Annotated in this window: 17 protein-coding genes, 1 pseudogene and 1 riboswitch; of the genes and pseudogenes, 10 read left to right on the forward strand and 8 right to left on the reverse strand. The window is 71.7% G+C overall.

The window, feature by feature from the left end; all coding sequences use genetic code 11:
• Window positions 1-74: 74 nt before the first annotated feature.
• The 3 genes from ACH4UM_RS24380 to ACH4UM_RS24390 all read left to right on the forward strand — a co-directional run bounded on the left by ACH4UM_RS24380 (window position 75) and on the right by ACH4UM_RS24390 (window position 2,356).
• The gene (locus ACH4UM_RS24380) at window positions 75-1,124 is read left to right on the forward strand and encodes an adenosine deaminase (RefSeq protein ID WP_398183022.1); all 1,050 of its coding nucleotides are present in this window, start codon (window positions 75-77) and stop codon (window positions 1,122-1,124) included.
• Window positions 1,125-1,182: 58 nt separating this feature from the next.
• On the forward strand, window positions 1,183-1,896 hold the full coding sequence (locus ACH4UM_RS24385; RefSeq protein ID WP_398183025.1) for a glycerophosphodiester phosphodiesterase: 714 nt from the start codon (window positions 1,183-1,185) through the stop codon (window positions 1,894-1,896).
• 298 nt (window positions 1,897-2,194) lie between these two features.
• The gene (locus ACH4UM_RS24390; RefSeq protein ID WP_398183027.1) at window positions 2,195-2,356 is read left to right on the forward strand and encodes a hypothetical protein; all 162 of its coding nucleotides are present in this window, start codon (window positions 2,195-2,197) and stop codon (window positions 2,354-2,356) included.
• Here ACH4UM_RS24390 and ACH4UM_RS24395 read toward each other — a convergent pair.
• The 3 genes and pseudogenes from ACH4UM_RS24395 to ACH4UM_RS24405 all read right to left on the reverse strand — a co-directional run bounded on the left by ACH4UM_RS24395 (window position 2,346) and on the right by ACH4UM_RS24405 (window position 4,773).
• Window positions 2,346-2,879, reverse strand: coding sequence for a hypothetical protein (locus ACH4UM_RS24395; RefSeq protein WP_398183030.1), 534 nt, complete (start codon window positions 2,877-2,879; stop codon window positions 2,346-2,348). The genes ACH4UM_RS24390 and ACH4UM_RS24395 overlap by 11 nt on opposite strands.
• Window positions 2,880-2,935: 56 nt before the next feature.
• A pseudogene (locus ACH4UM_RS24400) lies at window positions 2,936-3,218 on the reverse strand (HXXEE domain-containing protein); the annotation flags it as partial.
• Window positions 3,219-3,333: 115 nt separating this feature from the next.
• Complete coding sequence (locus ACH4UM_RS24405; RefSeq protein ID WP_398183031.1) at window positions 3,334-4,773, reverse strand: gamma-aminobutyraldehyde dehydrogenase; 1,440 nt, start codon at window positions 4,771-4,773, stop codon at window positions 3,334-3,336.
• Between the two features lie 170 nt (window positions 4,774-4,943).
• On the opposite strand from ACH4UM_RS24405, the gene ACH4UM_RS24410 reads away from it, so the two are divergent.
• From ACH4UM_RS24410 to ACH4UM_RS24440, 7 genes are all read left to right on the forward strand, one after another.
• A complete protein-coding gene (locus ACH4UM_RS24410; protein WP_398183034.1) occupies window positions 4,944-5,459 on the forward strand; it encodes an Lrp/AsnC family transcriptional regulator in 516 nt (171 codons plus the stop codon).
• Entirely contained in the window at window positions 5,444-6,823 is a 1,380-nt protein-coding gene (locus ACH4UM_RS24415; RefSeq protein ID WP_398183037.1) for an aspartate aminotransferase family protein, read from the forward strand. The genes ACH4UM_RS24410 and ACH4UM_RS24415 overlap by 16 nt, the downstream gene beginning before the upstream one ends.
• Before the next feature lie 248 nt (window positions 6,824-7,071).
• Window positions 7,072-7,815 carry an ABC transporter ATP-binding protein gene (locus ACH4UM_RS24420; protein ID WP_398183040.1) on the forward strand — a complete coding sequence of 248 codons (744 nt, stop codon included), beginning with the start codon at window positions 7,072-7,074 and terminating at the stop codon, window positions 7,813-7,815.
• The gene (locus ACH4UM_RS24425) at window positions 7,797-9,137 is read left to right on the forward strand and encodes a hypothetical protein (protein ID WP_398183043.1); all 1,341 of its coding nucleotides are present in this window, start codon (window positions 7,797-7,799) and stop codon (window positions 9,135-9,137) included. The genes ACH4UM_RS24420 and ACH4UM_RS24425 overlap by 19 nt, the downstream gene beginning before the upstream one ends.
• 147 nt (window positions 9,138-9,284) lie before the next feature.
• Window positions 9,285-9,692, forward strand: coding sequence for a VOC family protein (locus tag ACH4UM_RS24430; RefSeq protein ID WP_398183046.1), 408 nt, complete (start codon window positions 9,285-9,287; stop codon window positions 9,690-9,692).
• Between the two features lie 36 nt (window positions 9,693-9,728).
• On the forward strand, window positions 9,729-10,889 hold the full coding sequence (locus ACH4UM_RS24435; protein ID WP_398183049.1) for an LOG family protein: 1,161 nt from the start codon (window positions 9,729-9,731) through the stop codon (window positions 10,887-10,889).
• Window positions 10,890-11,058: 169 nt separating this feature from the next.
• A complete protein-coding gene (locus tag ACH4UM_RS24440) occupies window positions 11,059-11,751 on the forward strand; it encodes an LAETG motif-containing sortase-dependent surface protein (RefSeq protein WP_398183052.1) in 693 nt (230 codons plus the stop codon).
• 56 nt (window positions 11,752-11,807) lie between these two features.
• On the opposite strand, the gene ACH4UM_RS24445 is transcribed toward ACH4UM_RS24440, so the two are convergent.
• The 5 genes from ACH4UM_RS24445 to rlmN form a co-directional block, all read right to left on the reverse strand.
• Complete coding sequence (locus tag ACH4UM_RS24445; protein WP_398183055.1) at window positions 11,808-12,605, reverse strand: maleylpyruvate isomerase family mycothiol-dependent enzyme; 798 nt, start codon at window positions 12,603-12,605, stop codon at window positions 11,808-11,810.
• Window positions 12,606-12,629: 24 nt separating this feature from the next.
• A complete protein-coding gene (locus ACH4UM_RS24450) occupies window positions 12,630-13,649 on the reverse strand; it encodes an ABC transporter ATP-binding protein (RefSeq protein ID WP_398183057.1) in 1,020 nt (339 codons plus the stop codon).
• A complete protein-coding gene (locus ACH4UM_RS24455; RefSeq protein WP_398183060.1) occupies window positions 13,649-15,253 on the reverse strand; it encodes an ABC transporter permease in 1,605 nt (534 codons plus the stop codon). The genes ACH4UM_RS24450 and ACH4UM_RS24455 overlap by 1 nt, the downstream gene beginning before the upstream one ends.
• A gap of 47 nt (window positions 15,254-15,300) precedes the next feature.
• Window positions 15,301-16,416: a thiamine ABC transporter substrate binding subunit gene (locus ACH4UM_RS24460; protein ID WP_398183063.1), complete on the reverse strand. Its 1,116-nt coding sequence runs from the start codon at window positions 16,414-16,416 to the stop codon at window positions 15,301-15,303.
• Between the two features lie 85 nt (window positions 16,417-16,501).
• Window positions 16,502-16,609: riboswitch (TPP riboswitch) on the reverse strand.
• 34 nt (window positions 16,610-16,643) lie between these two features.
• Entirely contained in the window at window positions 16,644-17,750 is a 1,107-nt protein-coding gene (gene rlmN, locus ACH4UM_RS24465) for a 23S rRNA (adenine(2503)-C(2))-methyltransferase RlmN (RefSeq protein WP_398183065.1), read from the reverse strand.
• Window positions 17,751-17,812: the final 62 nt, after the last annotated feature.

Raw genomic sequence — 17,812 nt, forward strand, 5'->3', positions numbered from 1 at the left:
CTCATCGATCAGCCGATCACCCGCACCGCGCCTCGTCTCCGGGGCCTGCGGTGCCGTTCCCGGGGAGGGACACCTTGACCGACCAGCGCGCACCCCGCGATCCGCACGCCTTCATCGCCGGACTGCCCAAGGCCGAACTGCACGTGCACCACGTCGGCTCCGCCTCCCCCCGGATCGTCTCGGAGCTGGCCGCCCGCCACCCCGACTCCAAGGTGCCCACCGACCCCGAGGCCCTGGCCGACTACTTCACCTTCACGGACTTCGCCCACTTCATCGAGGTGTACCTGTCCGTCGTCGACCTGATCCGCACCCCGGAGGACGTCCGCCTGCTGACCTACGAGGTGGCCCGCGACATGGCCCGCCAGCAGGTGCGTTACGCGGAGCTGACCATCACCCCGTTCTCCTCCACCCGGCGCGGCATCGACGAGCGCGCCTTCATGGACGCGATCGAGGACGCGCGCAAGGCGGCCGAGGCGGAGTTCGGGACGGTGCTGCGCTGGTGCTTCGACATCCCCGGTGAGGCCGGGCTGGAGTCGGCCGAGGAGACGGCCCGGCTCGCCACCGACGACCGGCTGCGCCCCGAGGGACTGGTGTCGTTCGGGCTCGGCGGGCCCGAGATCGGCGTACCGCGGCCGCAGTTCAGGCCGTACTTCGACCGCGCGATCGCCGCCGGACTGCACTCGGTCCCGCACGCCGGGGAGACCACCGGTCCGGAGACGGTGTGGGACGCCCTGACCGAGCTGCGCGCCGAGCGCATCGGCCACGGCACCAGCTCCGCCCAGGACCCCCGGCTGCTCGCCCATCTGGCCGAGCACCGGATCGCGCTGGAGGTCTGCCCCACCTCCAACATCGCCACCCGGGCCGTCCGCGCCCTCGACGAGCACCCCGTCAGGGAGTTCACCCGGGCCGGAGTGCTCGTCACGATCAACTCCGACGACCCGCCGATGTTCGGCACCGACCTCAACAACGAGTACGCCGTGGCCGCCCGCCTCCTCGACCTCGACGAGCGGGGCCTCGCCGAGCTGGCCAAGAACGCGGTGCACGCCTCCTTCCTCGACGAGGCCGGCAAGGCACGCATCACGGCGGAGATCGACACCTACACGGAGCGGTGGCTCGCCCCCTGAACCACGGCGGCCTCCGCACACGGACCCGCCGCAGCCGCCGCACGCCACAATGGAACCCATGCAGACCGTGACCGCCGTGGCGCACCGCGGCGACCCCTACCGCTTCCGCGAGAACACCCTCGACTCGCTCCGCTCCGCGCTCGGCCAGGGCGCGGACGCGGTCGAGATCGACGTACGCCTGACCCGGGACGGCGTGCCGGTGCTGCTGCACGACGAGTCGCTGAAACGGCTGTGGGCGCACGACCGGCCGCTGCGGTCGCTGTCCGCGGCGCAGGTGCGCGGCCTGACCGGGGGCCGGGTGCCCACGCTCGTGGACGCGCTGGCCGCGACGGACGGCAGCCGCGTGATGATCGACCTGCCGGGCCCGGCCGCCCCGCGGGCGGTGCGGCGGATCGTCGGCGCCGTCCGCGAGTGCGGGGCGCAGGACCGCGTGTACTACTGCGCGGGCGCGGAGGCGATGCTCGCGGTCCGTGCGGCCGACCCGTCCGCCGAGATCGCCCTGACCTGGACGACGCTCGCGCCCCCGCGGGCCGGTCTGCTGGCCGCGGTGCGGCCCAGGTGGCTGAACTACCGCTTCGGCCTCGTGGACCGCGCCCTGGCGGGCCGCGTCCACCGCGACGGCTACCTGCTCTCGGTCTGGACCCCGGACACCGGCCGCTCACTGCGCCGTCTCGTCGGCATCGGCGCGGACTCCATCACGACCAACCGCGTCGATCTGCTCTGCGCACTGCGCCGGCAGCCGGCCGGGGGCGGGAACCGGAGCAGGACGTAGCGCCCCCGCGGCGGCCCGCCCGATCGAACCACGCTCGGCCCGCCCGGGGCCCCGTAGGGGGCGGCCCCTGACAACTCCCCTGGAACGCCGGTCTGTTGCTCCGGGACGGCTCGGGGGCGGGTGCCCTCCTCGCCGACGGTCCGCTGAGCACCGTACGCCCTGAGGATGATCGACGACAGCCGTTCGAAGATCCTCGGGAGCAGCCGATGCGTGCCCGTACCACTGCCCTGACCGCAGCATCCGTCGTCGGGGCGCGCGGTACGCCGCCGCGCTGGAGCGGTTCGAGCTGAACGGCAGGGTGATCCGGGGCAGGACCGGCTCACGCCCCGGCTACACCACGGTGATCACCGCCACGCGCGACCTGTCCCGGACCCTGGTCCACGACGTCAGCTCCACCGACGCCAAGGGCGACGGCCTGCCCACCGCCCAGCGCTTCGGGTATCCGGCGTTCAACCGCTGACGCCCGCCACGGCCGGGGGCGCGGGCATGGTGGTCAGCGCCTCCAGTCGCTTGATCTTCCTGCGTACGACGTACAGGGGGACGATCCCGAACACCCCGAACGACATGTCGATCACCGACCACCAGAAGGGAATGTGGCGGATCGGTCCGCAGACGAGGGCGAGCGGGACGATGCCCACGCAGGCGATCATCGCGAACTCGACGACCCAGATGTTGCGGACCGGGTCGCGGTACGGGCCGTAGAACGCGACCGCGATGACGAGGTGGGCGAAGGCGAGCCAGTCCGTGCCGTAGAGCAGGAACGGGTAGTCGGCGTCGGCGGCGTCGAGCCCGTGCCGTACGCGTTCGATCCAGTCCATGAGCGCGGGGAGGTGCCCGGGCACGGACAGGGACCGCAACAGGGTCTCGGTCCAGTGCAGTTCATGGACCAGCGCAAACGCGGTGGCACCACTGAGCACCAGGCAGACGACGAAGACAACCAGCCAGACGCGGATGCCCTTGAGCAGGGCGGCTCTGTCGCTCATGGCAGCAGCGTACGCCGGCATTTGAACGCGTTCAAAAGTGGGTCCGGCCCGAGGGGTCACCGCCTGCCGGGCAGGCGGCGCGCCACCGCGTGCGACACGACCGAGGCCGCCCCCGCCAACCCGAGGCCGACGGCCATGTCCCGTGGGTGCACCGGTCGCAGGACACCGGCGTACCGCAGCCGGCCGCGCGCCCAGAGGGGCGAAGGGGACGGCCAGGACGGGCGAGGTGACCGACCCCGGGGTGCAGACGCGCACCGCCGCGGCCCGGGCCAGGGGGACCAGGCCGTGCAGTCCGAAGCCGTTCAGCGCCGCCTGGCAGCCGGCCGAGCGCCCGCCGCTACAGGCCCACGATCTTGCTCAGCCGCCCGGCGAACCCGGCCGGGAGAACACCGCGGCCCCGGACGGTCCGTCCTCCGTCCGGGGCCGCGAGCCTCAGTGCGCGCGCAGGGTCGGATCACGCGTCCAGCGACGTCATGACGTGCTTGATGCGCGTGTAGTCCTCGAAGCCGTACGCCGACAGGTCCTTGCCGTAGCCGGACTTCTTGAAGCCGCCGTGCGGCATCTCGGCGACCAGCGGGATGTGGGTGTTGATCCACACGCAGCCGAAGTCGAGCTTCTTGGACATCCGCATGGCGCGGGCGTGGTCCTTGGTCCACACGGAGGAGGCGAGGGCGTACTCGACGCCGTTGGCCCACTGGACCGCCTGGTCCTCGTCGGAGAAGGACTGCACGGTGATGACCGGGCCGAAGACCTCCTTCTGGATGATCTCGTCGTCCTGCCTGAGGCCCGAGACGACGGTCGGGGCGTAGAAGTAGCCCTTGTCGCCGACCTGGTGGCCGCCGGCCTCGACCTTGGCGTGGGCGGGCAGCCGCTCGATGAAGCCGGCCACCTGCTTGAGCTGGTTGGGGTTGTTCAGCGGGCCGAAGAGGACGTCCTCGTCGTCCGGCTGCCCGGTCTTGGTCTCGGCGGCGGCCTTGGCCAGCGCGGAGACGAACTCGTCGTGGATCGACTCGTGGACCAGGACACGGGTGGCGGCCGTGCAGTCCTGGCCCGCGTTGAAGAAGCCGGCCACCGAGATGTCCTCGACGGCCTTGTCGATGTCGGTGTCCCCGAAGACCACGACCGGGGCCTTGCCGCCGAGTTCCAGGTGGACGCGCTTGAGGTCCTTGGACGCGGACTCGGCGACCGACATGCCGGCGCGTACGGAGCCGGTGATGGAGGCCATCGCCGGGGTCGGGTGCTCGACCATCAGCCGGCCGGTGTCGCGGTCTCCGCAGATGACGTTGAAGACGCCCTTGGGCAGGATCGAGCCGACGATGTCGGCGATCAGGACCGTGGAGGCGGGGGTGGTGTCCGACGGCTTGAGGACGACCGTGTTGCCGGCCGCGAGCGCCGGGGCGAACTTCCACACCGCCATCATCATCGGGTAGTTCCACGGCGCGACCTGGGCGCAGACGCCGATCGGCTCACGGCGGACGATCGAGGTCATCCCCTCCATGTACTCGCCGGCGCTGCGGCCCTCGAGCATCCGCGCCGCACCCGCGAAGAAGCGGATCTGGTCGACCATCGGCGGGATCTCCTCGGAGCGGGTCAGCCCGATCGGCTTGCCCGTGTTCTCCACCTCGGCCGCGATCAGTTCCTCGGCCCGCTCCTCGAACGCGTCCGCGATCTTCAGCAGGGCCTTCTGCCGCTCGGCCGGGGTGGTGTCGCGCCAGGCCGGGAAGGCCGCGGCGGCGGCCGCCATGGCGGCGTCGACGTCCGCCTCGCCGGACAGCGGCGCGGTCGCGTACGCCTCGCCCGTCGCGGGGTTGACCACCTCGGTGGTCCGTCCGTCGGCGGCGTCCCGGAACTCACCGTCGATGTAGTTGCGCAGACGACGCAGCTCGGTGCTCACTGCCGGCCCTCCTGGTCTGTTCAAGCTGTCCGATCACTGAGACACCCACCCTAGTCGGCAGCCCCACGTTTTCAACACCCCCATCGCCATGACATCTGCGAAATCCGCAGGTCTCGGTCCTGTAAACGACGAATTTCATCGCTACGGCCTTGCGGAACTATCGAGACGTCGTGCACAGTGTGGGCGTGGCCAGTCGAAGCGCAGACCCAAGGGACTCCCGCGAGTCCAGGAACGGCAACCCCCACCTGGACGCCGTCTCCCTCGCCATCATCGAACAGCTGCAGGAGGACGGCCGCCGGCCGTACGCCGCGATCGGCAAGGCCGTCGGCCTGTCCGAGGCGGCGGTGCGCCAGCGCGTCCAGAAGCTGCTCGACCAGGGCGTGATGCAGATCGTCGCCGTCACGGACCCGCTCACCGTGGGCTTCCGCAGGCAGGCGATGGTCGGAATCAACGCCGAGGGCGACGTGGAGTCCGTCGCGGACGCGCTGACCGACATGTCGGAAGTCGAGTACGTGGTGATGACCGCGGGCTCGTTCGACATCCTCGCCGAGATCGTCTGCGAGGACGACGACCACCTGCTGGACGTCATCAACAAACGCATCCGGACGCTGCCCGGCGTGCGCTCCACCGAGAGCTTCGTCTACCTCAAGCTCAAGAAGCAGACCTATATGTGGGGAACCCGATAACCGTGAGCAAGGACCTCAGCCGAACCGCGTACGACCACCTGTGGATGCACTTCACCCGCATGTCCTCGTACGAGAACGCCCCCGTGCCGACGATCGTGCGCGGCGAGGGCACCTACATCTACGACGACAAGGGCAAGCGCTACCTCGACGGTCTGGCTGGTCTGTTCGTGGTCCAGGCGGGCCACGGCCGCACGGAGCTGGCCGAGACCGCCTTCAAGCAGGCGCAGGAGCTGGCGTTCTTCCCGGTGTGGTCCTATGCCCACCCCAAGGCCGTGGAACTGGCTGAGCGCCTCGCGGACCACGCGCCGGGCGACCTGAACAAGGTCTTCTTCACCACTGGCGGCGGTGAGGCGGTGGAGACCGCCTGGAAGCTCGCCAAGCAGTACTTCAAGCTGGTGGGCAAGCCCACCAAGTACAAGGTCATATCCCGCGCGGTCGCCTACCACGGCACTCCGCAGGGCGCCCTGTCCATCACGGGTCTGCCGGGCCTGAAGGCCCCCTTCGAGCCGCTCGTCCCGGGTGCGCACAAGGTCCCCAACACCAACATCTACCGCGCCCCGATCTTCGGCGACGACCCCCAGGCCTTCGGCCGCTGGGCCGCCGACCAGATCGAGCAGCAGATCCTCTTCGAGGGCCCGGACACGGTCGCGGCCGTCTTCCTGGAGCCGGTGCAGAACGCCGGCGGCTGCTTCCCGCCGCCGCCCGGCTACTTCCAGCGGGTGCGCGAGATCTGCGACCAGTACGACGTGCTGCTCGTCTCGGACGAGGTCATCTGCGCCTTCGGCCGCCTGGGCACCATGTTCGCCTGCGACAAGTTCGGCTACGTCCCGGACATGATCACCTGCGCCAAGGGCATGACCTCGGGCTACTCCCCGATCGGCGCGTGCATCATCTCCGACCGCCTCGCCGAGCCCTTCTACAAGGGCGACAACACCTTCCTGCACGGCTACACCTTCGGCGGTCACCCGGTCTCCGCGGCCGTGGGCCTGGCCAACCTCGACCTGTTCGAGCGCGAGGGCCTGAACCAGCACGTGCTGGACAACGAGGGCGCGTTCCTGTCCACCCTGCAGAAGCTGCACGACCTGCCGATCGTCGGCGACGTCCGCGGCAACGGCTTCTTCTACGGCATCGAGCTGGTGAAGGACAAGCACACCAAGGAGTCCTTCAACGACGAGGAGACCGAGCGCGTCCTGTACGGCTTCCTGTCCAAGGCGCTGTACGACAACGGTCTGTACTGCCGTGCCGACGACCGCGGCGACCCGGTCGTCCAGCTCGCCCCGCCGCTGATCTCCAACCAGGAGACCTTCGACGAGATCGAGCAGATCCTGCGCGCGACGCTGTCGGAGGCGTGGACCAAGCTGTGACCCCGGCGCGGTGACCGCCCAAGGCGGTTACGGCCGGCACCTCCGATCAGATGATCATCACCGGCCCCGGGCCGTCCGTTCGAGTGAGAAACGGCGGCCCGGGGCCGTGTGCTGTCCGGCCCCCCGGCGTCGGCTGCCTAGCGTGCCCAGTGACCGATCGGCTCCGCCCTCGTTCCCCCGGACGGGGGAATCAGCGGACCCGCACGGCGATCCGCGCGGCATTTCCGATCCGAACCGAGGTGTACGCCATGGTGGCCCCACCGGACAACGACGTGCTCTGGGCACGCGCACTGCACTACACCCACAACGACGGCTCGCCCGCGCTCGGCGGCGTCTCGATCGGCGTCCGGCAGGGCGAGATCCTCGCCGTCGGCGGCCCGAGCGGCAGCGGCAAGACGACCCTGCTGCGGTGCCTGTCCGCAATGGTGCGCGTGCAGCGCGGCGAGGTCTGGTTCAACAGCGCTCCCGTGCACACCCTCGGCCCGCTCGCCCGTGAGCGGCTGCGCCGTGACCGGTTCGGCTGGGTGGACCCCGCCCCGGTGCTGGTTCCGGAGCTCAACGTCTGGGAGAACACCGCTCTGCCCCTGATGCTGCGTGGCACCAGCAGGCGCCGGGCCAAGGTGGCCGCCCTGGAGTGGCTGGAGCGCCTCGACGTCGGAGAGCTGGCCCGCAAGCGCCCGCACGAACTGCGCCAGGCCGAGCGGCAGCGCGTCTGCATCGCCCGCGCCCTCGCCCCCGCGCCCACCGTGCTGTTCGCCGACGAGCCGACGGCACCGCTGCACCGCGCCGACCGCGCCCACGTGCTGCGCACCCTCACCACGGCGGCCCGTTCGCACGGGATCACGGTCGTGCTCGCCACGCACGATGCGGAGACCGCGGCCCTCGCCGACCGCACGGTGGCACTGCTCGACGGCCGGTGTGTGAAGACCGTGCACCTGCCCCCGGCCGGAGACACGGCGGAAGGCCGGGCCGCGTGCTCGCTCTCCGTCTGACCCGTGTCGCCCACCCGGCCGTCCAGCTGCGCCGCGTCACGGTCGCGGCGGCGTCGGCGGGCACGGGCTTCCTGCTGCTGTGCAGCCTCGGCTACGCCCTCGGCCACCCGAGCGACTCGGCCGCCGCGCTGCTGCGGCTGTCCTGGTGCGCGGTGCCCCTGGTCGCCACGGTGTACCTCGCGGTCGCGGTGGCCCGCGCCGACCCGGGCACCCGGCCCCGCCCGGGCCTCTCGGCGCTCGGCCTCGGCCCCGGCCGTCTGATGGCCGTCTCGGCGGCGACGACGGCCCTGTCCTGCGCATCCGGCTCGCTGCTCGCGGCGCTGCTCTTCCTCCGGCTGCGCGGTGGCCCGGCAGGCCCGCCCCTCGACGGCGCCGCGGCGGAGTTCCTGGCCGCGCGCGAACAGCTCCCGGTGCCCGGGACGCTGACCCTGCTGGCCGTCGTACCGGTGGCCGCTTCGGTGTCGGCCGCGCTCGCCCTGCGCCCCCGTGACCCCAGGCACCCGGCCCGGGAGACGTCCGGGGCCTACGGCAGGTTCGGGGCACGGCTGAGGGGCCTGGCGGGCGCACCGGCCGGCCGGACCGGCACACTCCCGGACCACGACCAGGCCGACGACCCCGAGCGCGAGCACGACCCCGAGCGCGAGCACGACCCCGTCGCGCCCGACCCGCTCCGTCCCCTCCCGCCGCGCCGGCCCCCCGCCAGCCTCCCCTGGGGCATCGCCGTGCTGGCCGTCGGCCTCAGCGTCGAGGCGTACGCCGGCCGCGTCACCACCTCCGCCGCCTCCGCCACCTCCACCGGCCCCGCCGCCGCCCTCCCCGGCGGCCTCGCGGCCGACTCCGCGCCGGTCCTGATCGGCTGGCTGCTGACCGCCCTCGGTCTGGCCCTGGCCGGTCCGGGCCTGACGCACCTGTGCGGGCGGCTGCTGCAGTCGGTCCGTCCGGGCGCCCTGCGCCTGCTGGCCGGCCGCGTCCTGATGGAGGAGGCGGGCCGCATCGGCCGCCCGCTCGGCGTCGTCTGCGCGGTGGCGTCGGGGACGTACGCCTTGGTCGCGCTCTACGACAACGGCGGCGCACCGGCCTTCGGCCCGCTGACCGTCCTCGGGACGCTCCTCGTCGCCGGCTGCACCGTGGCCACCCTGCTGACCGCCGCGGTCGAGGCGCGCCAGGCCCGCGCCGAGACCGCCGCCGCCCTGCTGCGGCTCGGCGCGCCCGCCACGATGCTGCGCACCGCCGCCGCCCTGCGCGTCGGCGCCCTGCTGGCCGTGTTCGTGCCACTCACCCTGATGATCGCCGAGCTCGCCGCGCTGCCCCTGGCGCGCTGAGAACCGGCTCCTTGCGGAGCCGCCCCGGCGAGAAGGCACCGAGAAAGGTCCCGGGCCGCCGATGAGTTCCGCACGGATCCCGGGTCTACCCCGGCGAACGCCACCAACGCCACCAACGGCATGCGCAGCGACGGGAGAGACCCCACCATGTACCAGCAGATGATCTTCGTGAACCTGGCGACCCACGACGTGGCCGCGTCGAAGGAGTTCTTCACCGAGCTCGGCTACACGATCAACCCGCAGTTCTCCAACGACGAGTGCGCCTGCGTCGTCATCAGCGACACGATCATCGCGATGCTGCTGAGCAAGCAGCGCTACGCCGACTTCACCAAGAAGGAGATCGCGGACTCGACCAGGACCAGCGAGACGCTGATCTGTCTGAGCGCGGAGAGCCGCGAGAAGGTCGACGAACTGGTCGACAGGGCGATCGCGGCCGGTGGCACGGCGACCGGCGAGACCCAGGACCAGGGCTTCATGTACGGCCGCGCCTTCGACGACCTCGACGGCCACACCTGGGAGGTGGTGTGGATGGACCCGGCAGCCGTGCAGGGTTGAGCCCGTCCGGGTGAACGCACTGCCTAGCATGGGCGGGTGCATCCGACACCCGCCCAGCCGCTAGACGGCTCACACGACCGCGAGATCGAGTCCCTCGAAGAGTTCGACGAGGCCGTCTCGGCACACGGCACACTCGCCCACTTCCGCGTCCAGGCCGTCGACCTGACGGACCGTACCGGCGTCCTCGTCGCCCTGGACACCACCGGAGCCGTCTTCCTCGGCTGCCCCATGGACCCCGAGGCCGTCGCCCGTGTGCGCGCCGCCGGTGCCCTGGTCTTCCCGCCGGTGCCGGAGCTGCCCTTCGACCCGTACCGCGGGCTGGTGTACGGACCCGACGAGCTGTTCGACGGGCTCGGCGGGGGTGCCGGCGAGGGCGAGGGCACCCGGAAGGACATCGGCTACGAGGCGACGCCGGACGCCCGCGCCTATGCCTGGTTCCAGCGGACGAAGGCGGACGGCGACGTCTACGCCTCCATGCTGCGCGCGATCCACGACGACGCCGTCTCCGACGCGCTGGACGAACTCCTCGACGGTGCCCGGGTGGTGGGCGTCATGGGCGGGCACGCGATGGAGCGGGGCACGCAGGAGTACGCCGGTGCCGCGCGCCTCGGGCGCGAGCTCGCCCGCTCCGGTTTCACGGTGGCCACGGGCGGCGGCCCGGGCGCGATGGAGGCGGCGAACCTCGGCGCGTACGCCGCCGCGTTCGACGACGGGATGCTGCCGGAGGCCCTGCGGCTGCTGGCCAAGGCGCCGTCGTTCAGGCCCTCGGTCACCGACTGGGCACGCGCCGCCTTCGATGTGCGCGACCGCTGGCCGGGCGGCACGCACTCGGTGGGCATACCGACCTGGTTCTACGGACACGAACCCCCGAACGTGTTCGCCACGCACATCGCCAAGTACTTCGCCAACGCCACCCGCGAGGACGGTCTGCTGGCCCGCTCGAACGCGGGGGTGGTCTTCCTGCCGGGCGCCGCCGGAACCGTTCAGGAGATCTTCGACAACGCGACCCCGAACTACTACGAGTCCCGCGGCGAGCCCACGCCGATGGTCCTGGTGGACCGCGCGCACTGGACGGAACGGCTGCCGGCGTGGCCGTTGCTGCGGTCACTGGCACGGGAGCGTTCGATGGAGGACCGAATCGCCCTGGTTGACCGGATCGAGGAGGCGCCGGAGGCGCTGAAACGTCTGGGCGATTAATAAAGAAGCAAAGCCAACGCCCGTGCGGGGCATATGCATTGACACCCCTCACGGAGCGCTTATAGACCTGTGTGTCTCCTGGGGTTGCTGGGGCCGCACCTCGCGGGGCGCCCCAACGTCCCCTCAGCCCCCCGCAATTGCGCATCCCGTGAAGGGCAAAGTGGCCATCTTGTCCATATCTCGCCGTACCGCACGCACCGTGCGCATCCTCGGTGTCGCCTCCGCCTCGGCCGCGCTCGCGCTCAGCGCCGCCGGCAGCGCGCTCGCCTGCGACATCAGTGAGTTCTCCGCCGAAGCGAAGTGCGACGGCGGCAAGGGCGTCATCGTCGTCACCGACAAGGACGCCTCCCGTACTCCGGCGACCATTTCCGTGTTCCTTGAGAACAACAACGCCGACGCCAGGCCGGTCGGCAAACCGCAGAAGGTCAAAGGCTCAGCCACAGGCACCACGGTGACCTTCGCCGAGGACTGGCAGCCGAACGCCATCTACCGCATCCACGTCAAGGCCGGCGGCAAGCTGGTCGACGCGGACATCAAACCGAACCTGACGACTCCGTCCACGGCCTGCAAGACGGAGACCCCGACCACGCCGGCCGGCCCGTCGAAGCCGGCCACTCCGGCTCCGTCGAAGACGCCGTCGCAGGCCGGCACCCCCACGCCGTCGGCATCGCAGAGCAGCACGGCCCCGGCCGGCACCGCGAGCAACGCCCCGTCGCCCGCGGCCGGTGACTCCAACCTCGCCGAGACCGGTGCCGGCTCCAACACCGGTCTGATCGCCGGCATCGCGGCGGCCCTGGTCGTCGTCGGCGGCGGCGCGGTCTTCTTCGGCCTGCGCCGCCGCGGGGCGAACAGCGGCCGCTGACGCCTCCGTACGCCGTTCGTGGCCCGTCCCCGAACCCGGGGGCGGGCCACGGTCGTTCAGCCGAAGGTGGCCCGCCGCAGCCAGAACTCCAGCAGCTCCCGCTCGCCGAGCACCTCCAGCTCCTCGCTGTCCAGCGGCAGCCGGCTGTAGAAGGCGAGCAGCACGGGGACGAGCGGGCCACGCAGGGCGACCGTCGCCTTCTCGTGGCCCCGGCGCCAGGCGACCCCCTCCTCGGTGAGTTCGATCAGCCACTCGGCGTTCAGCTCGGGGCCGGTGTCGGTGGCGTGCAGATGGATGCTGCGGCCCGGCACACGCAGTTCCTCGGTGTCCTTGTCCGGCCTGGTCCGCTGCGCCCACTCCACGATCTGCAGCCACTCGTCGACGGCGTCCGCGGCCACGTCGGGGGCGACCTCGTAGGGCAGTTGGGCGGCGAGCGTGGCGTCGGCGCGGTGGATGGTGATCTCGTGGGTCATACGGCGGGCCCAGAAGCCGGCGCTCTTGGGCTCCGCCCACGCCCACACCTTCGCGTCCGGCCCCGCCTCGCGAAGGGCGGCGACGACCAGCCGGCCGGTCTGTGCCAGCCAGGCGTCCAGCGCGGCGGGATCGCCCTGCGCCGCCGGGCCCCCGGCGAGCGGGACCTCCTCCTCGGGGATCTCCTGCTGGGCGCGGGTCCTGACGAGGGCCTCCACCCAGCGCAGGGCGCCGCCCATATGCCGTACGAGATCCTCCAGCGACCAGTCCGGGCAGGTCGGCACGGTGGCCGAGAGGTCGGCGCCGGAGGTGACCACGGCCCTCAGCTGCTCCACCTGATGGGCGATCTCGTCGCAGTAGCGATCATGTGCGAGTTGCGTCATGCCCCGCACGTTACGACCGCGCGATCAGTCCAGCACCACGATTTCGGCGGGGTCGAACTCCACCCCGACCTCGTCCCCCACCTCAGGTGCCGCCCGCAGCGGGCAGGCCGCCTCCAGGCGGGGCGCCTCCTTCGGCCAGAGGTGGACGGTGACATGGGTGCCCTTGAAGGTGCGGGCGACGACCGTGCAGCGCAGGCCCTCGGCGGCGGGCACGAGCCGGACTCCGGCGGGCCGTACGAGAAGGGTGTGCGTCCCCCGGGGCGCGCCGTCGGGCACCGGCACCTTGCCCCAGGGCGTGACCGCGGCCTCGCCGTCGACCCTTGCCTCGACCACGTTGTCGAAGCCGAGGAAGCGCGCGACGAAGGCGTCCGCCGGCCGCTGCCAGACCTCCAGCGGTGTACCGGACTGGGCGATCCGGCCGTCCCGCATCACCACCACCCGGTCGGCGAGCGCGAAGGCCTCGCCCTGGTCGTGGGTGACGGCGAGCACGGTGGTGCCCAACCGCCCGAACAGCTGACGCAGTTCGACCACGAGCCGCTCCCGCAGCGAACGGTCGAGCTGGCCGAGCGGCTCGTCCAGCATCAGCAGCCGCGGCCGGGGCGCGAGGGCGCGGGCCAGGGCCACCCGCTGCTGCTCGCCGCCCGAGAGCGCCGCCACGGCCCGCGAGCCCGCGCCCGGCAGCCCGACCAGTTCCAGCAACTCCTCCACCCGCGCGGCCCGTTCGCTCCTCGGCGCACCGTGCATCCGCAGCCCGAAGCCGACGTTGCCGGCGACGTCCCGCTGCGGGAACAGCTGGTGGTCCTGGAACATCAGCCCGACCTCGCGCCGGTGCACCGGCACCCCGGCCTGGTCCCGCCCGTCGAGCAGCACCCGCCCACGGTCCAGCGGCTGCAGCCCGGCCACCGCCCGCAGCAGGGTCGACTTGCCGCTGCCGCTGGGGCCGAGCACGCACACGATCTCGTGCTCGGCGACCTGCAGGCCGACGGCGTCCAGCACGGCCCGGCCGCCGAGGCGGACGGTCGCGGCATCCAGGCTCAGCAGCATCAGAACTCCCCCGTCCGGTCCGCGCCCCGCAGCCTCTCCAGCATCAGCAGAGCCACGGCGCACACCACCATCAGAATCGTCGACAGGGCCATCGCCTGGCCGTAGTTGAGGTCGCCGGGACGTCCCAGCAGCCGCGCCACCGCGACCGGCAGCGTCGGGTTGTCGGGCCGCGCGATGAACACGGTCGCCCCGAACTCCCCCAGCGACACCGCGAAGGCGAACCCGGCGGCGATCAGCAGCGCCCGCCGCACCATCGGCAGATCGACCTCCCGCCACACCCGCCACGGCGACGCCCCGAGCACGGCCGCCGCCTCCCGCAGCCGTACGTCCACCGCCCTCAGCACCGGCAGCATGGTCCTTACGACGAAGGGGACGCCGACCAGGGCCTGGGCGAGCGGGACCAGCAGCCAGGACTGGCGCAGGTCCAGCGGGGGCTCGTCCAGCGCGATCAGGAACCCGAAACCGACCGTCACCGCCGACACCCCGAGCGGCAGCATCAGCAACGCGTCGAAGCCGCGTACGATCCGGCCCGCGTCCCGCCGGGTGAGCGCGGCGGCGGCCAGGGCGCCGATCGCCACGGCGATGGCGGTGGCGGCGGCGGCGTAGGACAGGGAGGTGCCGATCGCCTGGATCGGCGCCACCAGGAAGGTGCCGCCGTCCGCGTCGGTCAGCGCCCGGTAGTAGCCGAAGCCGGGCGCGGTGAGCGACCGCTGCACCAGCACGGCGAGCGGCAGCAGGAGGAGTACGGCGACGGTCGCGAGAACACCGGCCAGCAGCGCCCACTGCCCCGCGCCGCGCGGACGGCGGGCGGTGGCGGAGGCGTCGACCAGCCTCAGCGCGGCCTCCCGGCGCCGTACGGTCCAGGCGTGCACGGCGAGGATCACGCCCACCGCCAGGAACTGGACGATCGTCAGGACGGCGGCGGTGGACAGGTCGAAGATCTCGGACGTCTGCCGGTAGATCTCCACCTCCAGGGTGGAGAAGGTGGGGCCGCCGAGGATCTGCACCACGCCGAAGGAGGTGAAGGTGAACAGGAAGACCATGAGCGCGGCGGCGGCGACCGCGGGGGCGAGGGCGGGCAGGGTGACCCTGCGCCAGGCAGTCAGCGGCGAGGCGCCGAGCATCCGCGCGGCCTCCTCCTGCCGCGGGTCGAGCTGTGCCCACAGCCCGCCGACGGTGCGTACGACGACCGCGTAGTTGAAGAAGACATGGGCGAGGAGGATGGCCCACACCGTGGTGTCCAGCCGCAGGCCCCACAGCTCGTCGAGAAGGCCGCCGCGGCCGACGAGGGCGAGGAACGCGGTACCGACCACGACCGTGGGCAGCACGAACGGCACGGTGACGACCGCCCGCAGGACCTGCCGGCCGGGGAAGTCGAAGCGGGCGAAGACGTAGGCGGCGGGCAGGGCGATCAGCAGCGTGAGCGCGGTGGAGGCGAGCGCCTGCCAGGTGGTGAACCACAGCACGTGCCGGATGTCGGGCTGGGCGACGACCTCCGCGATCCGGCCGAACTGCCAGGTCCCGCCCGCCTTCAGACCGCGCCGGACGATCGCGGCCACGGGGTAGGCGAAGAAGACCGCGAAGAACGCGACGGGCACGGCCATCAGGCCGAGCCTCGCCGCGTTCCCCGTGCGGCTATGGGGCCGGCGTACTACTTCAGTACGAGTGAGGTCCACGACTTGACCCACTGGTCACGGCTGGCGGCGATCTTGCCGGGCGCCATGGTCTCGGAGTTCTGGGCCGGCGGGCCGTACTTGGTGAACTCGGCGGGCACCGCGGCGCCCGTGACCACCGGGTAGACGAACATGTTGAGCGGCATGTCCTCCTGGAACCGCTTGGAGATCAGGAAGTCGATGAACGCCTTGCCGCCCTTGGTGTTCTTCGCGTTGCGGAGCAGCCCGGCGAACTCGATCTGGCGGAAGCAGGTGCCGCCCGCGACCCCGGTCGGCGCGGTCTTCGGCTGCGGCTCGGCGTAGATGACCTCGGCGGGCGGCGAGGAGGCGTACGAGACGACGAGGGGCCGGTCGCCCTTGGCCTTCCTGCCGCCGGCGGAGCCGGAGAACTCCTGGTTGTAGGCCTGCTCCCAGCCGTCGACCACCTTGACGCCGTTGTCCTTGAGCTTCTTCCAGTAGCCCTGCCAGCCTCCCCCAGCGGCTCCGCCCCGGGAGGTACCCCCATCGCCGTACTTCGCGGCGGTGCCGAGCAGGAAGCCGAGGCCGGGCGAGGAGGTGGCGGCGTTCTCGGTGACGAGGAGGTTCTTGTACTGCGGCTTGACCAGGTCGTCGAAGGAGGCCGGCGGGGTGAGCCCGTGGTCGGCGAAGTACTTCTTGTCGTAGTTGACGCAGATGTCGCCGTAGTCGACCGGCGTGACCCGGTGCTTGTCCTTGTCGAGTTGGTAGGCGGACCCGACCTGGCCGAGGCCCTTGGCCTCGTACGGCTGGAACAGCCCGTTGTCCAGGGCCCGGGACAGCAGCGTGTTGTCGACGCCGAAGAAGACGTCGCCCTGCGGGTTGTCCTTGGTGAGGACGGCCTTGTTGACGGCCTGGCCCGCGTCGCCGTCCTCGAGGACCTTGACGGTGTAGCCGGAACTCTTCTCGAAGGCCGAGATGACGCTCTTGGAGGCGGCCCACGAGTCGTGGCTGACGAGGGTCACCGTCCTGGGGCCGGCGGACGGCGAGTCGCTCCCGCCTCCGCCCGACGACCCGCACGCGGACAGCGTGACCAGGCCAAGTCCGACCGCCGCGGCGACGAACGTCTTGGTGTGCACTGGATTTTCCTCCTGGGGTTGACCAGGAAGAGACGCGGCCCTGCCCGGGATCATCCGCGCGGGATGCCCGGGCAGGGCGCAACAGCTCGAGTGATGACCGAACTTCCTACCCAGAATGACCTGGGCGAGGTTCAGAGGGTCTGCGGCCCGGTTGCCGCACTCTCAGCGCTGTGGCGCTCCCCTGTCGGAATATGTGGATGTACTGACGGGATCAGACTACCGCCCGGCTATCGCTCGGTGGCAGCCAGCTGTCCGCACGCACCGTCGATCTCCTGCCCGCGGGTGTCCCGGACGGTCACCGGCACCCCGTGGGCGGCGATCGCCTCGACGAACGCCTTCTCGTCCTCGGGCCGGGAGGCGGTCCACTTGGAGCCGGGCGTCGGGTTGAGCGGGATCAGGTTGACATGCACGGGCCTGCCCTTGAGCAGCCGGCCGAGCCGGTCGCCGCGCCAGGCCTGGTCGTTGATGTCCCGGATCAGCGCGTACTCGATGGACAGCCGGCGCCCCGACTTCACGGTGTACTCGAACCCGGCGTCCAGGACCTCCCGTACCTTCCACCGCGTGTTGACCGGTACGAGGGTGTCGCGCAGCTCGTCGTCCGGCGCGTGCAGGGAGATGGCGAGCCGGCACTTGAGGCCCTCGTCGGCGAGCCGGTGGATCGCCGGGACCAGACCCACCGTCGAGACGGTGATCCCGCGCTGGGACAGCCCGAGCCCGTCCGGCTCGGGGTCGGTCAGGGCGCGGACGGCACCGACGACCCGGTTGTAGTTGGCGAGCGGTTCGCCCATGCCCATGAACACGATGTTGGACAGCCGGGCCGGACCACCCGGGACCTCGCCGTCGCGCAGCGCCCGCATCCCGTCCACGATCTGGTGCACGATCTCGGCGGTCGACAGGTTCCGGTCGAGGCCGGCCTGCCCGGTGGCGCAGAACGGGCAGTTCATGCCACAGCCCGCTTGCGAGCTGATGCACATGGTCACCCGGTCCGGGTAGCGCATCAGCACCGACTCGACGAGCGTGCCGTCGAACAGCCGCCACAGCGTCTTGCGCGTGGTGCCCTGGTCGGTCGACAGATGCCGGACGACCGTCATCAGCTCCGGCAGCAGGGCCTCGCGCAGCCTGGCGCGCGATCCGGCGGGGATGTCGGTCCACTGCTCCGGGTCGTGCGCGTACCGCGCGAAGTAGTGCTGCGAGAGCTGCTTGGCACGAAACGGCTTCTCCCCGATCGCGGCGACCGCCTCCTTGCGCTCGGCAGGCGAGAGATCGGCAAGATGCCGCGGCGGCTTCTTGGCTCCGCGCGGGGCGACGAAAGTGAGTTCTCCGGGCTTGGGCATGGTGCTACCAGTGTCGCAGACGCGCGGTCTGATCATTCCCGGCCCGCGGTCGCCTCCGGCCG

It is taken from the genome of Streptomyces sp. NPDC020801, from assembly GCF_044334385.1.
GTDB lineage: Bacteria > Actinomycetota > Actinomycetes > Streptomycetales > Streptomycetaceae > Streptomyces.